The organism is Shinella sp. 838, assembly GCF_029623935.1.
In the GTDB taxonomy this organism is placed as follows: Bacteria; Pseudomonadota; Alphaproteobacteria; order Rhizobiales; family Rhizobiaceae; genus Shinella.
In genome coordinates, this window is sequence record NZ_JARSBQ010000001.1 from 1438522 (window position 1) to 1451669 (window position 13148).

Below are 13148 nucleotides of genomic sequence, written 5' to 3' on the forward strand. Positions count from 1 at the left end.
GGGGAGGGCGCCGAAATGCCGATCAACATTACGATGCCCGCCCTCTCGCCCACCATGGAAGAGGGCAACCTCGCCAAGTGGCTGGTCAAGGAAGGCGACACCGTGAAATCCGGTGACGTCATCGCCGAGATCGAGACCGACAAGGCGACGATGGAAGTCGAGGCCGTCGACGAGGGCGTTGTCGCCAAGATCGTCGTGCCCGCCGGTACTGAAGGCGTCAAGGTCAACAGCCTGATCGCCGTCCTTGCCGCCGACGGTGAAGATGTGTCGGCAGCCGCTGCCGGCGGTGGTTCCGCGCCGAAGGCGGAAGCCAAGCCTGCCGAGGCCAAGGCCGAAGCGCCGAAGGAAGCAGAGAAGCCCGCGGCCGCAGCCGCGCCGGCTGCTGTCGCTGCCAGCACCGGCAACGGTCATTTCGTCGGCAACGGCCTCTTCTCTTCGCCGCTCGCCCGGCGTATCGCCAGGGATGCCGGCGTCGACATCAAGTCGGTCTCCGGCTCCGGCCCGCACGGCCGCGTGGTGAAGAGCGATGTCGAGAAGGCGATCGCCTCCGGCGGTGCCAAGCCCGCCGCCGCAGCAGCAGCCCCGGCTGCCGCCGCCTCCGCAGCGCCCGCCGCGGCCCCCAAGGGCATGTCGGAAGAGGCCGTGCTCAAGCTGTTCGAGCAGGGCTCGTACGAGCTCGTGCCGCATGACGGCATGCGCAAGACCATTGCCAAGCGCCTGCAGGAATCCAAGCAGACGATCCCGCACTTCTACGTCTCCGTTGACGTCGAGCTCGATGCGCTGCTGGCGCTGCGTGCCCAGATCAACGGTTCCGCGCCGGAGAAGGACGGCAAGCCGGCCTACAAGCTCTCGGTCAACGACATGGTGATCAAGGCCATGGCACTCGCCCTGCGTGACGTGCCGGACGCCAACGTCTCCTGGACCGACACGAACATGGTCAAGCACAAGCACGCGGATGTCGGCGTCGCCGTTTCCATCCCGGGCGGCCTGATCACGCCGATCATCCGCAAGGCGGAGTTGAAGAGCCTGTCGGCCATCTCCAACGAGATGAAGGACCTCGGCAAGCGGGCCAAGGAGCGCAAGCTGAAGCCCGAGGAATACCAGGGCGGCACGACCGCGGTCTCCAACATGGGCATGATGGGCGTCTCGAACTTCGCTGCCGTCGTCAACCCGCCGCATGCGACGATCCTGGCAGTCGGCGCGGGCACGGAGCGGGTGGTGGTCAAGAAGGGCCAGATGGTCATCGTCAACGCGATGACGGTCACGCTCTCCACCGACCACCGCTGCGTCGATGGCGCGCTGGGTGCCGAACTGCTCGGCGCCTTCAAGCGCTACATCGAGAGCCCGATGGGGATGCTCGTCTGATAGCGGAGTGCGGCCATGAAGACGGTTCTCTGCTACGGCGACAGCCTGACCTGGGGTTACAAAGCGGAAACGCTCGACCGGCACGCCTTCGAGGATCGCTGGCCGAGCGTGCTCGCCAAGGCCCTCGGACCGGGTGTCACCGTGATCGCGGAGGGCCTCAACGGCCGCACCACCGCCTATGACGACCACATGGCGGACTGCGACCGCAACGGCGCGCGCATCCTACCGACCATCCTGCACAGCCACGATCCGATCGACCTCGTCATCCTGTTGCTCGGCGCCAATGACATGAAGCCGGTCGTTTGCGGCACCGCCTTTGGCGCCGTGCAGGGCATGGAGCGGCTGGTGTCGCTCGTGCGCCACCATGCCTGGTCGTTCGGTGACCAGGAGGGGCCGGAGGTGCTGATCGTCTCCCCGCCGCCGCTGTGCGAAACCGCGAACACCGCCTTTGCGGCGATGTTCGCCGGCGGCGTGGAACAATCGGCGATGCTGGCGACGCTCTATGCGGACCTGGCGGACGAAGCCGGCTGCGGCTTCTTCGATGCGGGCGCGGTGGCCGAGACCACGCCGCTCGACGGCGTGCATCTCGATGCGAAGAACACGCGGGCGATCGGCAAGGGTCTCGAGCCGGTCGTGCGCATGATGCTCGGGCTTTGATCGGGATCAAGGAGTGAAGGCGCGGGCGCGCTAGGCTGGCACCATCATCAGAAGAAGGAGATGGACATGCCGAATACCCCGCACCAGCTGGCAGAGGAATTTCCGGAGCACCTGGCCAAGATCCGCCACCTGCGCGAGGTCGATGGTCATTTCCACCGGATTTCCGAGGAGTATCAAGCGGTGAATCTCGCGATCCACCGCGCCGAGACGGATATCGAGCCCGTCGCCGACTTCCACATGGCCGACATGCGGAAGGAGAGGATGCGGCTCAAGGATGAAATCTACGGGATGCTGATGCGGCCGGAAAAGGTCGAGCAGCTTCCCTGAGGGGCGGAGTGCTTCCGCTTCTCGTCAAGGCCGTGGCGGCGGTTGGCCGACTGTGGCGCAGAAGAACAACAGAGGAGTGGAAGCGCTCATGTCGAATGCCTACGACGTCATCGTTATCGGTTCGGGTCCGGGCGGCTACATCGCCGCGATCCGCGCGGCGCAATTGGGCCTGAAGACGGCCATCGTCGAGCGCGAACATCTCGCCGGCATCTGCTCCAACTGGGGCTGCATTCCCACCAAGGCGCTGCTGCGCTCGGCCGAGATATTCCACTACGCCCAGCATCCGGGCGACTACGGCATCAAGATCGAAGGCTCGGTGACGCCGGACCTGAAGGCGATCGTTGCCCGCTCGCGCGGCATCGCCCAGCGCATGAACGGCGGCGTCGGCTTCCTGATGAAGAAGAACAAGGTCGATATCATCTGGGGTGAAGCCAAGATCACCAAGCCGGGCGAGATCGTCGTGTCCAAGACGACCAAGGCGATCCAGCAGCCGCAGGCGCCGCTGCCGAAGAATGTTCTTCCCGAAGGCACCTACGCCGCCAAGCATATCGTCATCGCCACCGGTGCGCGTCCGCGCGCACTGCCCGGCATCGAGCCGGATGGCAAGCTGATCTGGACCTATTTCGAGGCGATGAAGCCGGAAGAGATGCCGAAGTCGCTGCTCGTCATGGGGTCGGGCGCCATCGGCATCGAATTCGCCTCCTTCTACCGCACGCTCGGCGTCGATGTGACGGTTGTCGAGGTGATGAAGACGGTGATGCCGGTCGAGGATGCGGAAATCTCCGCACTCGCCAAGAAGCAGTTCGAAAAGCAGGGCATGAAGATCCATCTGGAGGCGAAGGTCACCAAGGTGGAGAAGGGGGCGAACTCGATCACCGCCCATGTCGAGATGAAGGACGGCAAGGTCGAGAAGATCACCGCCGACCGGATGATCTCCGCCGTTGGCGTTCAGGCCAATGTGGAAAATATCGGCCTTGAAGCCGTCGGCGTGAAGACCGACCGCGGCTTCATCGCCATCGACGGTTACGGCAAGACGAACGTACCGGGCATCTACGCGATCGGCGACGTCGCCGGTCCGCCGATGCTGGCCCACAAGGCCGAGCATGAGGCCGTCATCTGCATCGAGAAGATCGCGGGCCTGCCGAACGTGCATCCGATGGACAAGTCGAAGATCCCGGGCTGCACCTATTGCCATCCGCAGGTCGCCTCGGTCGGCCTGACGGAAGCCAAGGCCAAGGAACAGGGTCGCGACATCCGCGTCGGCCGCTTCCCCTTCGTCGCCAACGGCAAGGCGATCGCGCTCGGCGAAGACCAGGGTCTCGTCAAGACGATCTTCGACAAGAAGACCGGTGAACTGCTCGGCGCGCACCTCGTCGGCGCGGAAGTGACCGAGCTCATCCAGGGTTTCGTCATCGCCATGAATCTGGAGACGACCGAGGAAGAACTGATGCACACGATCTTCCCGCATCCGACCATTTCGGAAACGCTGAAGGAAAGCGTGCTCGATGCCTATGGGCGTGCACTGAACGCTTGAACGTGCTAAAGCCCGCCTCCACATGGAGGCGGGCCCGCTAATTTCCGGTCCGCAAGGGGTGTTGGCGCCCCACAGGAAAGTGGAATCGACATGGTCACCATTCTCGACCGCACCAATCTTGATCCCAACGCCCCGCGCGTTCGCCACCCGGAAAAGGCCCATCGGCCCGACACGGAAGTGCTGCGCAAGCCGGAATGGATCCGCGTCAAGGCGCCGGTGTCCAAGGGCTATCAGGAAACGCGCGATCTCGTGCGCTCCCACAAGCTGGTGACGGTGTGCGAAGAGGCCGGCTGCCCGAACATCGGCGAGTGCTGGGACAAGAAGCACGCGACGTTCATGATCATGGGCGAGATCTGTACCCGCGCCTGCGCCTTCTGCAACGTGGCGACGGGCAAGCCGAATGCACTCGACATGGCGGAGCCGGAGAACGTCGCCAAGGCCGTCAAGCAGATGGGTCTTTCCCACGTCGTCATCACCTCCGTCGACCGCGACGACCTCGCCGATGGCGGGGCCGAGCATTTCGAGAAGGTGATCTGGGCGATCCGCGAAGCCTCGCCGCTGACGACGATTGAAATCCTGACGCCGGACTTCCTCAAGAAGCCGGGCGCGCTGGAGCGTGTCGTCGCCGCCAAGCCCGACGTCTTCAACCACAACATGGAGACCGTGCCGGGCAATTACCTGACGGTTCGTCCGGGTGCGCGCTACTTCCACTCCGTCCGCCTCCTGCAGCGCGTGAAGGAACTGGACCCGACCATGTTCACCAAGTCGGGCATCATGGTGGGCCTCGGCGAGGAGCGCAACGAAGTGCTCCAGTTGATGGACGACCTGCGCACGGCCGACGTCGATTTCCTGACCATCGGCCAGTATCTCCAGCCGACCCGCAAGCACCATGCCGTCATGAGCTTCGTGACGCCGGAAGAGTTCAAGTCCTACGAAACCGTCGCCTATTCCAAGGGTTTCCTCATGGTCTCCTCCAGCCCGCTGACCCGCTCCTCGCACCATGCCGGCGACGATTTCGCCCGGCTCAAGGCCGCGCGCGAACGCAAGGTTCTTGCCGCCGCGGAATAGACTTTTCCTCAGCCTTCCTTTAAGCCCCGCCGTCCCGCCCGACGGCGGGGTTTTGCGTTTCGGGGATGGCAATGACGGTTTCGATCACGATCGAGGAAGCGGCCGAGCGACTGGAGACGGCGAACCGCGTGCTGGTCATCGGCTGCTCGGGCGGCGGCAAGTCGACGCTGTCAAAGGCGCTCGCCGCGCGGTTCGGCCTGGAGTACCAGTCGATCGACCGGGACGTGCGCTGGCTGCCCGGCTGGCGCGAGCGTGATCCGGCCGCGCGGCTCGATATCCTGAAAATGCTGGTGGCGCGGGAGCGCTGGGTCATGGACGGCAGCAATCCGTCCACCTTCGACCTCCGCGTGCCGCGCTCGGATCTCGTCATCTGGGTGCGCATGCCGCGGCTCACCTGCCTTCTCGGCGTCGCGCGTCGTGTCTGGCGCTACCACGGCACGGTGCGGCCGGAAATGGCGGCGGGCTGCCCGGAACCACTGCCGGACCGCACCTTCCTCGACTACATCTGGAATTTCGAGAGAAAATCTGCACCGGTCTTCATCCGCAAGCTGGAGCAGCATGGCGAAGGCGTACCGCTCGTCACCCTGTCTTCGCGACGTGAGGCGCGCCGCCTGCTGACGCGCGTCGGCGCATAGGAGAACCACCATGATCACCATCACGAAAGAGACCGCCGCCGCGCGGCTGAACACGGCGGAGCGCGTGCTGGTCATGGGCTGCTCGGGCAGCGGAAAATCGACGCTGGCGCGAAAGCTGAGCGAGCGGCTCGGCCTGCCCTATGTCTCCATGGACCGCGAGATCTTCTGGCTGCCGGGCTGGACCGTGCGACCGCGTGCTGAGGCCTTGATGCGCCTTCAGGCGATCGTGGCGGAGGAGCGCTGGATCATCGACGGCACCAGCCCTGGCACCCTGCCGGAGCGCCTGCCGCGCACGCATCTCGTCCTCTGGCTTCGCCCGCCGCGCTGGGCGTCGCTCTACGGCGTCCTGTCGCGCTGGCTGAAATTCCGCGGCCGGTCGCGGCCGGAAATGGCCGATGGCTGCCCGGAGCGGATGACGCGCGAGTTCCTCGCTTACATCTGGAACTTCGAGAAGACGGAGAGCCCGGAAATCAAGGAGAAGCTTGCGGCATATGGACCGGATGTGCCGGTTTGCGTGTTGAAATCGAAGGCCGAGAACCGGGAGCTACTTGCCATCCTCGCGCGGCAATATTAGCTCTCGGCCATGCCACAGTTCGAAACCCGCCGTCCGGTTCCCCATACGCCCGAGCAAATGTACGACCTCGTCGCCGATGTCGAGCGCTATCCGGAATTCCTGCCGCTCTGCGAGGGGCTTACGGTGCGCTCGCGCAAGGAACGCGACGGCAAGGAACTTCTGATCGCCGACATGACCGTCGGCTACAAGGCGATCCGCGAGACGTTCACGACGCAGGTTCTTCTCAACCGCGCCGAACGGGCGATCGACGTCAAGTATATCGACGGGCCGTTCCGCTATCTCGACAATCGCTGGCGCTTCGAGCCGCTGCCGGACGGCGGATGCTCCGTGCATTTCTTCATCGACTACGAATTCAAGAGCCGGATTCTCGGCGCGCTGATGGGCTCGATGTTCGACCGCGCCTTCCGTATGTTCACCGAGGCTTTTGAAAAGCGCGCGGCCACGATCTACGGCGGCTGAACAAAACCGGCCGATCATCCGTCATTCACCCTAGATATCAACGGCCGGGAGGCGGACGATGGGTGCTGTGACGATGGGACGTTTGCGCTGTTTTCTGCTGGCTGCTGCGGTATTTTCGGCCGATGCGGCATCCGCCGAGCCCGATCTGGCGCTGCTGCGCAAGGCTGGAAGCTATGTGCTGCTGCTCGATGCCGACAAACGCCCGATCGCCGGCAGTTACTGGCTCTCCGAAGGGCTGAAGGTGAGCACGCACTCGCGCAATCCCGGCTCCTATCCGCAGCCGCTGCTCTACACCGACCGGGATTTTCCACCCGGCCGCATCGCCAATATGTATCTCTTCCTCAACGGCAAGGAGACGGTGACGCCGGATATCCGGGCGGTGCCTGTCGGGGAGACGGTGACGGTGACGCGCAAGCACGAACCGATGGGCCTGCTTACCGGAAAGGTCGAGGCGCGAAACCTTACCTACAAACTGACGACCGTCGCGGTCGTCTCGGACGTCATAGGGGGTGCAAAACTCCTCAGCCGGATTTATGAGATCGCGCCGGTCGACCCGGCAAACAAGGAAATGGATTGGGGGCGGCGGGTCTATATCGAGACCGTCGATCTCGACATTTCCCGCGAGCAGGCGGCGCGCGTCGCCGACATCGAGACCGGCAAGGCGGGCAGCACGGGCGATTTCGAGGGCATCTATGCCAGCCGTTTGCTGAGCAGCGACGACTACACGAAATGCATGACGGAAAAGCGGGCCGGCAAGGAATACCAAGACGCCGTTCGCCGCGAAAAGGAGACGAACGACGCCTGGATGGCCAAGGAATATCTGGCGACCGGCGTTCCCTGGTGGGAAGCGACCGACGCGAAGGTCCGCATGGAGGCCTTGCTCGACGTCACCGGCCTCTGTCTGCCGGGATCGACGAAATAGCTCAATCGGTCTTCGACAGCTCGATCAGCATGTCGAGGGCGGTCCGCACCGTCGCAAGCCGCACGGCGCTGCGGCCGATATTGCCGTAGCGCATCTCCCGGTGCAGCGTCGCATGGCCCCTGCGGGCGGCGGCGAGATGCACGAGGCCGACGGGCTTTTCCTCCGAACCGCCGCCGGGGCCGGCAATGCCCGTCACAGCCACGGAAATGTTTGCGCCGGAATTGCCGATGGCGCCTTCGGCCATCTCGATGGCGGTCGGGCGGGAGACGGCACCGTGCGCCTTCAGCGTCGCATTGGCGACGCCGATCATCTCGCGCTTCGCCTCGTTGGAATAGGTGACGAAGCCGCGGTCGAAGACGTTGGAGGAGCCGGATATTTCGGTGATCGCACCGGCGATGAGGCCGGCGGTGCAGGATTCGGCGGTGGCGATCAAAAGGCCGCGCGCCGCAAAATCGGTGACGATCGTCTGTGCGGCCTCTTCGATGTCCTTTGGCCAGATGCTCATGCGTCGGTTCCCCTGTAGACGACGGTCGCGGTGGCGATGGCGGCGATGCCTTCGCGGCGGCCGATGAAGCCGATCTTCTCGTTGGTCGTCGCCTTGACCGAGCAGCGATCGATGGAGATGCCGAGGAAATCGGCAAGGTTTTGGCGCATCGCCTCGCGGTGCGGGCCGACCTTCGGCGCTTCGGCGATCAACGAGACATCGGCATTCATGATGACGCCGCCCCTGGCGCGCACGATGCCGGCGGCATGTTCGAGGAAGATGCGGGACGCCGCGCCCTTCCACTGCGGGTCGGAGGGCGGGAAATGATCGCCGATATCGCCCGCGCCGCAGGTGGCGAGCAGGGCATCGGTCAGCGCATGCAGCGCGACGTCGGCGTCGGAATGGCCGGAGAGTTTCTGGTCGTGCGCAATGAAGAGGCCGCAGAGCGTGACGCCGTCGCCCTCGACGAGTTGGTGCACGTCGTAACCGTTGCCGGTGCGAACGTCGGGCAGGGCGGTGGCGAGGCGCTGGTCGGCCATGGCGATGTCCTTCTGTAAGGTAAGCTTGACGTTGCCCGCGCCGCCTTCGACGAGGTGGACGCGTACGCCCGCCCATTCGGCGATCGAGGCATCGTCGGTAAAGTCCGTGCGGCCGGAGGCGCTGGCGCGGCGATGGGCTTCGAGGATCGTCTGAAAATGGAAGGATTGCGGCGTCTGGGCGGCGAAGAGGCCGGAGCGCGAGACGGTTTCGGCGACATTGCCGTTGGCGTCCGCGCGCTTCAGCGTGTCGGCGACGGCGACGGCCGGCAGCACGGCGCGGGCGCCATGGTGGAAGGCGGTCAGCGTGCGCTCCAGGATGGTGGGCTCGACGAAGGGGCGCACGGCATCCTGGATGAGGACATGGGTGACGTCGCCTTCCGCAAGGACCTCGAGGCCGGCGAGAACGGACTGCTGGCGCGTCGCGCCGCCGGTGACGACCGTCAGGCGGTCGCCGGCGGGGAGGGACTGCGCGCGTGCATTCTCGAACAGCGCTTCGTCATCGGGATGTATCACGACCACGATACGCCGGGCGGGCAGCCAATTGACAAAGAGATCGAGCGTATGGGAGATGACCGGCCTTCCGCCGATGCGGCGGTACTGCTTGGGGCCTTCGGCATGGCTGCCCGCCCGTTCGCCGCGACCGGCGGCGACGATCACCACACCGCAGGATAGCGCATTTTCCGCCAGCATCTGGTCTCGTAGCTCCCGTTTCAAAGCGATTTGAGGTGGTTTAGCCGGAAGGGTGCCGCAATTCCAGCGCTGTAAGGAAAATTGCGGGCATGCAGGATTGCAGCTTGGCAAGAACGAGAACAATGGCTAAAAATAGTGCAGAGAGATGACTTGCTTGAAAGATGAGCATTTGACGATCCCCAGTCTGTCAGCGCCGCTCGACGTCGGCGGCCGGACCCTGCGCAACCGGGTGGTCCTCGCGCCGATGTCCGGCGTCACGGACCTGCCGTTCCGCGATCTCGCCTGGCGTTTCGGCGCGGGGCTGGTCGTGACGGAGATGGTGGCGAGCCGGGAGCTGGCGCTGAATGCGCGGGAAAGCTGGTCGCGCATCCGCAATTGCGGCATCCGGCCGCATATGGTGCAGCTCGCCGGGCGCGAGGCGCACTGGATGGCCGAGGCGGCGCGGATCGCCGAGGGTGAGGGCGCCGATATCATCGACATCAATATGGGCTGCCCCGCCAAGAAGGTGATCGGCGGCTATTCCGGTTCGGCGCTGATGCGCGATCCCGATCATGCGCTCGGGCTGATCGAGGCGACGGTCGGCGCGGTGAAGGTGCCGGTCACGGTGAAGATGCGGCTCGGCTGGGACCACGATTCGCTGAACGCGCCGCATATCGCAGCGCGCGCCGAGGCGGCGGGGGCGGCGATGATCACCGTGCATGGGCGCACCCGCATGCAGTTCTACGAGGGCAAGGCGGACTGGGACGCGATCCGCGCGGTGCGCGACGTGCTGACCATCCCGCTGGTGGCGAACGGCGACGTTGATACGGCCGAGGACGCGCGCGAGATCCTGCGGCGCTCGGGCGCGGACGCGGTGATGGTCGGGCGCGGGGCGCAGGGCCGGCCGTGGCATCCGGCAGTGCTGGCGGGCGCGGCGGCGCATCCTTCGACGGAGGAGATCGCGGCGGTTGCGGTGGAGCACTATCGCATGATGCTCGACTTCTACGGCGTCGAGGCGGGGCTGCGCCATGCGCGCAAACATGTCGGCTGGTATCTGGAGCGTTTTGCACCCGGCTTTACGGGGTCGGCCAAGGCGGAGATCATGACGGCGCGCGATAGCGATGCCGTCGCCGACAGGCTCGCGACGGCGCTGCTTGCGGGTGGCGCAGCAAGGCTCGGAGAGGCGGCATGACGGACAGGCCCTTCGACCAGAATGCCGCGAAGGCGCCGGACCTGGCGCTCGCCGTGCTCAACGCCATCCAGAATCCTGTCATCCTCGTCGATGCGCGCGGGCTGATCGCCTTCGCCAACTGGGAAGCCGAATCCTTCTTCGGGTCGAGCGCGGGCTATCTCTCGCGGCACGACATCTCCAATTTCATTCCCTTCGGCAGCCCGCTGCTGACGCTGATCGATCAGGTCCGCGAGCGCAAGGCCCCGGTCAGTGAATACCGCGTCGACCTGAGTTCACCGCGGCTCGGGGCGGAAAAACTGGTCGATATCTATGTGGCGCCTGTCACGACCGAGCCGGGTTCGGTGGTGGTCGTCATCCAGGAACGCTCGATGGCCGACAAGATCGACCGGCAGCTCACCCATCGCGGGGCGGCGCGTTCGGTGACGGGGCTTGCCTCCATGCTGGCGCATGAGATCAAGAACCCGCTTTCCGGCATCCGCGGCGCGGCACAGCTTCTCGAAACCTCCGTCATCGACGAGGACCGCACGCTGACCCGGCTCATCCGCGACGAGACGGACCGCATCGTCTCGCTGGTCGACCGCATGGAGGTGTTTTCCGACGAGCGGCCGGTCGACCGTGTGCCGCTCAACATCCATTCGGTGCTCGACCATGTGAAGGTCGTCGCCAAGGCGGGTTTTGCGCGCAACATCAAGATCTCGGAACTCTACGATCCGTCGCTGCCGCCGGTCTTTGCCAACCGAGACCAGCTCGTGCAGGTGTTCCTCAACCTGATCAAGAACGCGTCCGAGGCGATCGGCGAGCGGCCGGACGGCGAGATCCAGCTTACGACCGCCTACCGTCCGGGCATCCGCCTTTCCGTTGCCGGCACGCGGGAAAAGATCTCGCTGCCGCTGGAATTCTGCGTGCACGACAACGGGCCGGGCGTGCCGGCGGATCTCCTGCCGCATCTGTTCGATCCCTTCATCACCACCAAGACCAACGGTTCGGGCCTCGGGCTCGCGCTGGTCGCCAAGATCATCGGGGGGCATGGCGGCATCGTCGAATGCGACAGCCAGGCCTCCCGGACCACCTTCCGCGTGCTGATGCCGGCCTCCCGCGGCGTCAGCGAAGACGACGACTTTCCCAAGACCAAAGGACATGATTGATGACAGGCGCCACAGTCCTCGTTGCCGATGACGATGCCGCGATCCGCACGGTTCTCAACCAGGCTCTCAGCCGCGCGGGTTATGACGTGCGCATCACCTCCAACGCGGCAACGCTGTGGCGCTGGATCGCCGCCGGCGAGGGCGACATCGTCGTCACCGACGTCGTGATGCCCGACGAGAACGCCTTCGACCTCCTCCCGCGCATCAAGAAGGCGCGGCCGGACCTGCCGGTGCTCGTGATGAGTGCCCAAAACACCTTCATGACGGCGATCAAGGCCTCGGAGAAGGGCGCCTACGACTACCTGCCGAAACCCTTCGACCTCACCGAGCTGATCGCCATCATCGGCCGGGCCCTGTCGGAGCCGAAGCGCAAGCCCGCGCGGCTCGACGACGACACGCAGGACGGCATGCCGCTCGTCGGCCGCTCGGCGGCGATGCAGGAAATCTACCGCGTGCTCGCCCGCCTGATGCAGACGGACCTGACGCTGATGATCACAGGCGAATCGGGCACCGGCAAGGAGCTGGTCGCCCGCGCGCTGCACGACTACGGCAAGCGCCGCAACGGACCGTTCGTCGCGATCAACATGGCGGCGATCCCGCGCGACCTCATCGAATCGGAACTGTTCGGCCACGAGAAGGGCGCCTTCACCGGCGCGCAGAACCGCTCGACCGGCCGCTTCGAGCAGGCCGAGGGCGGCACGCTGTTCCTCGACGAGATCGGCGACATGCCGATGGATGCGCAGACGCGGCTGCTGCGCGTGCTCCAGCAGGGGGAATATACGACAGTCGGCGGGCGGACGCCGATCCGCACCGACGTGCGCATCGTCGCGGCGACCAACAAGGACCTGAAGCAGTCGATCAACCAGGGGCTTTTCCGCGAGGACCTCTACTATCGCCTCAACGTCGTGCCGCTGCGCCTGCCGCCGCTGCGTGACCGCGCGGAGGATATTCCCGATCTCGTGCGCCACTTCGTGCAGCAGGCCGAGAAGGAAGGGCTCGACGCCAAGCGCTTCGACCAGGAGGCGCTGGAACTGATGAAGGCGCATCCCTGGCCGGGCAATGTGCGCGAACTCGAAAACGTCGTGCGCCGCCTCACCGCGCTCTACCCGCAGGACGTCATCTCCCGCGAGATCATCGAGGCGGAGCTGCGTGCCGACATTCCCGACAGCCCGATCGAGAAGGCAGCGGTCCGAAGCGGCTCGCTCTCCATCTCGCAGGCCGTCGAGGAGAACATGCGGCAGTATTTTGCAAGCTTCGGCGACGGCCTGCCGCCGGCCGGGCTCTATGAGCGCGTGCTGGCCGAGGTGGAGTATCCGCTGATTCTCGCCGCGCTGACAGCGACGCGCGGCAACCAGATCAAGGCGGCCGACCTGCTCGGCCTCAACCGCAACACGCTGCGCAAGAAAATTCGCGAACTGGGTGTATCTGTATACAGAAGTTCGCGTTCTGCTTGACTTAACGGCAGGGGGCGTTGCATTTTGGCCACAATCTGTTGCTTGAGGGTAACAGAGGGGTTTGCGGCCGAATAGGCTTGCGTGCCTGATCGTCATGGATGCGGGTACGAATGTGGCCGGTCCC

14 protein-coding genes are annotated in these 13148 nt (G+C 65.2%); 12 read left to right on the forward strand and 2 right to left on the reverse strand.

The features are described from left to right. Positions 1 to 15: 15 nt before the first annotated feature. From P9A16_RS06770 to P9A16_RS06810, 9 genes are all read left to right on the forward strand, one after another. Positions 16 to 1365, forward strand: a complete 1350-nt coding sequence (locus P9A16_RS06770) for a pyruvate dehydrogenase complex dihydrolipoamide acetyltransferase (RefSeq protein ID WP_024271075.1) — start codon at positions 16 to 18, stop codon at positions 1363 to 1365. A gap of 15 nt (positions 1366 to 1380) precedes the next feature. Continuing rightward, positions 1381 to 2022 (forward strand): SGNH/GDSL hydrolase family protein, encoded by a 642-nt coding sequence (locus P9A16_RS06775; RefSeq protein WP_023513283.1) that lies wholly within the window; start codon positions 1381 to 1383, stop codon positions 2020 to 2022. Between the two features lie 66 nt (positions 2023 to 2088). Further along, entirely contained in the window at positions 2089 to 2349 is a 261-nt protein-coding gene (locus P9A16_RS06780) for a YdcH family protein (RefSeq protein ID WP_023513282.1), read from the forward strand. 88 nt (positions 2350 to 2437) lie between these two features. Further along, positions 2438 to 3883, forward strand: coding sequence for a dihydrolipoyl dehydrogenase (gene lpdA / locus P9A16_RS06785; RefSeq protein WP_023513281.1), 1446 nt, complete (start codon positions 2438 to 2440; stop codon positions 3881 to 3883). Positions 3884 to 3973: 90 nt separating this feature from the next. Continuing rightward, positions 3974 to 4951 carry a lipoyl synthase gene (gene lipA, locus P9A16_RS06790; RefSeq protein ID WP_023513280.1) on the forward strand — a complete coding sequence of 326 codons (978 nt, stop codon included), beginning with the start codon at positions 3974 to 3976 and terminating at the stop codon, positions 4949 to 4951. 71 nt (positions 4952 to 5022) lie between these two features. Further along, positions 5023 to 5586 carry a hypothetical protein gene (locus tag P9A16_RS06795; protein ID WP_023513279.1) on the forward strand — a complete coding sequence of 188 codons (564 nt, stop codon included), beginning with the start codon at positions 5023 to 5025 and terminating at the stop codon, positions 5584 to 5586. A gap of 10 nt (positions 5587 to 5596) precedes the next feature. Beyond that, positions 5597 to 6160, forward strand: coding sequence for an AAA family ATPase (locus P9A16_RS06800; protein ID WP_023513278.1), 564 nt, complete (start codon positions 5597 to 5599; stop codon positions 6158 to 6160). Between the two features lie 9 nt (positions 6161 to 6169). Continuing rightward, the gene (locus P9A16_RS06805; RefSeq protein ID WP_023513277.1) at positions 6170 to 6619 is read left to right on the forward strand and encodes a type II toxin-antitoxin system RatA family toxin; all 450 of its coding nucleotides are present in this window, start codon (positions 6170 to 6172) and stop codon (positions 6617 to 6619) included. Between the two features lie 58 nt (positions 6620 to 6677). Further along, positions 6678 to 7541: a hypothetical protein gene (locus P9A16_RS06810; RefSeq protein WP_023513276.1), complete on the forward strand. Its 864-nt coding sequence runs from the start codon at positions 6678 to 6680 to the stop codon at positions 7539 to 7541. 1 nt (position 7542) lies between these two features. On the opposite strand, the gene P9A16_RS06815 is transcribed toward P9A16_RS06810, so the two are convergent. Both P9A16_RS06815 and P9A16_RS06820 read right to left on the reverse strand, forming a co-directional pair. Further along, on the reverse strand, positions 7543 to 8040 hold the full coding sequence (locus P9A16_RS06815; RefSeq protein WP_156032052.1) for a CinA family protein: 498 nt from the start codon (positions 8038 to 8040) through the stop codon (positions 7543 to 7545). Between the two features lie 2 nt (positions 8041 to 8042). Then, positions 8043 to 9254 carry a bifunctional 2-C-methyl-D-erythritol 4-phosphate cytidylyltransferase/2-C-methyl-D-erythritol 2,4-cyclodiphosphate synthase gene (locus P9A16_RS06820; RefSeq protein WP_023513274.1) on the reverse strand — a complete coding sequence of 404 codons (1212 nt, stop codon included), beginning with the start codon at positions 9252 to 9254 and terminating at the stop codon, positions 8043 to 8045. A gap of 145 nt (positions 9255 to 9399) precedes the next feature. Here P9A16_RS06820 and dusB point away from each other — a divergent pair, with 145 nt between their 5' ends. From dusB to ntrC, 3 genes are read left to right on the forward strand one after another with little or no spacing between them, the layout of a single operon-like run. Further along, the gene (gene dusB / locus P9A16_RS06825; protein ID WP_023513273.1) at positions 9400 to 10425 is read left to right on the forward strand and encodes a tRNA dihydrouridine synthase DusB; all 1026 of its coding nucleotides are present in this window, start codon (positions 9400 to 9402) and stop codon (positions 10423 to 10425) included. After that, positions 10422 to 11570 carry a two-component system sensor histidine kinase NtrB gene (locus P9A16_RS06830; RefSeq protein ID WP_023513272.1) on the forward strand — a complete coding sequence of 383 codons (1149 nt, stop codon included), beginning with the start codon at positions 10422 to 10424 and terminating at the stop codon, positions 11568 to 11570. The genes dusB and P9A16_RS06830 overlap by 4 nt, the downstream gene beginning before the upstream one ends. Beyond that, on the forward strand, positions 11570 to 13024 hold the full coding sequence (gene ntrC, locus P9A16_RS06835; RefSeq protein ID WP_023513271.1) for a nitrogen regulation protein NR(I): 1455 nt from the start codon (positions 11570 to 11572) through the stop codon (positions 13022 to 13024). The genes P9A16_RS06830 and ntrC overlap by 1 nt, the downstream gene beginning before the upstream one ends. Positions 13025 to 13148: the final 124 nt, after the last annotated feature.

Coding starts and splice junctions, on each gene's coding strand:
- P9A16_RS06770 (WP_024271075.1), top strand. CDS start 16: ATGCCGATCAACATTACGATGCCCGCCCTCTCGCCCACCATGGAAGAG.
- P9A16_RS06775 (WP_023513283.1), top strand. CDS start 1,381: ATGAAGACGGTTCTCTGCTACGGCGACAGCCTGACCTGGGGTTACAAA.
- P9A16_RS06780 (WP_023513282.1), top strand. CDS start 2,089: ATGCCGAATACCCCGCACCAGCTGGCAGAGGAATTTCCGGAGCACCTG.
- lpdA (WP_023513281.1), top strand. CDS start 2,438: ATGTCGAATGCCTACGACGTCATCGTTATCGGTTCGGGTCCGGGCGGC.
- lipA (WP_023513280.1), top strand. CDS start 3,974: ATGGTCACCATTCTCGACCGCACCAATCTTGATCCCAACGCCCCGCGC.
- P9A16_RS06795 (WP_023513279.1), top strand. CDS start 5,023: ATGACGGTTTCGATCACGATCGAGGAAGCGGCCGAGCGACTGGAGACG.
- P9A16_RS06800 (WP_023513278.1), top strand. CDS start 5,597: ATGATCACCATCACGAAAGAGACCGCCGCCGCGCGGCTGAACACGGCG.
- P9A16_RS06805 (WP_023513277.1), top strand. CDS start 6,170: ATGCCACAGTTCGAAACCCGCCGTCCGGTTCCCCATACGCCCGAGCAA.
- P9A16_RS06810 (WP_023513276.1), top strand. CDS start 6,678: ATGGGTGCTGTGACGATGGGACGTTTGCGCTGTTTTCTGCTGGCTGCT.
- P9A16_RS06820 (WP_023513274.1), bottom strand. CDS start 9,254: ATGCTGGCGGAAAATGCGCTATCCTGCGGTGTGGTGATCGTCGCCGCC.
- dusB (WP_023513273.1), top strand. CDS start 9,400: ATGACTTGCTTGAAAGATGAGCATTTGACGATCCCCAGTCTGTCAGCG.
- P9A16_RS06830 (WP_023513272.1), top strand. CDS start 10,422: ATGACGGACAGGCCCTTCGACCAGAATGCCGCGAAGGCGCCGGACCTG.
- ntrC (WP_023513271.1), top strand. CDS start 11,570: ATGACAGGCGCCACAGTCCTCGTTGCCGATGACGATGCCGCGATCCGC.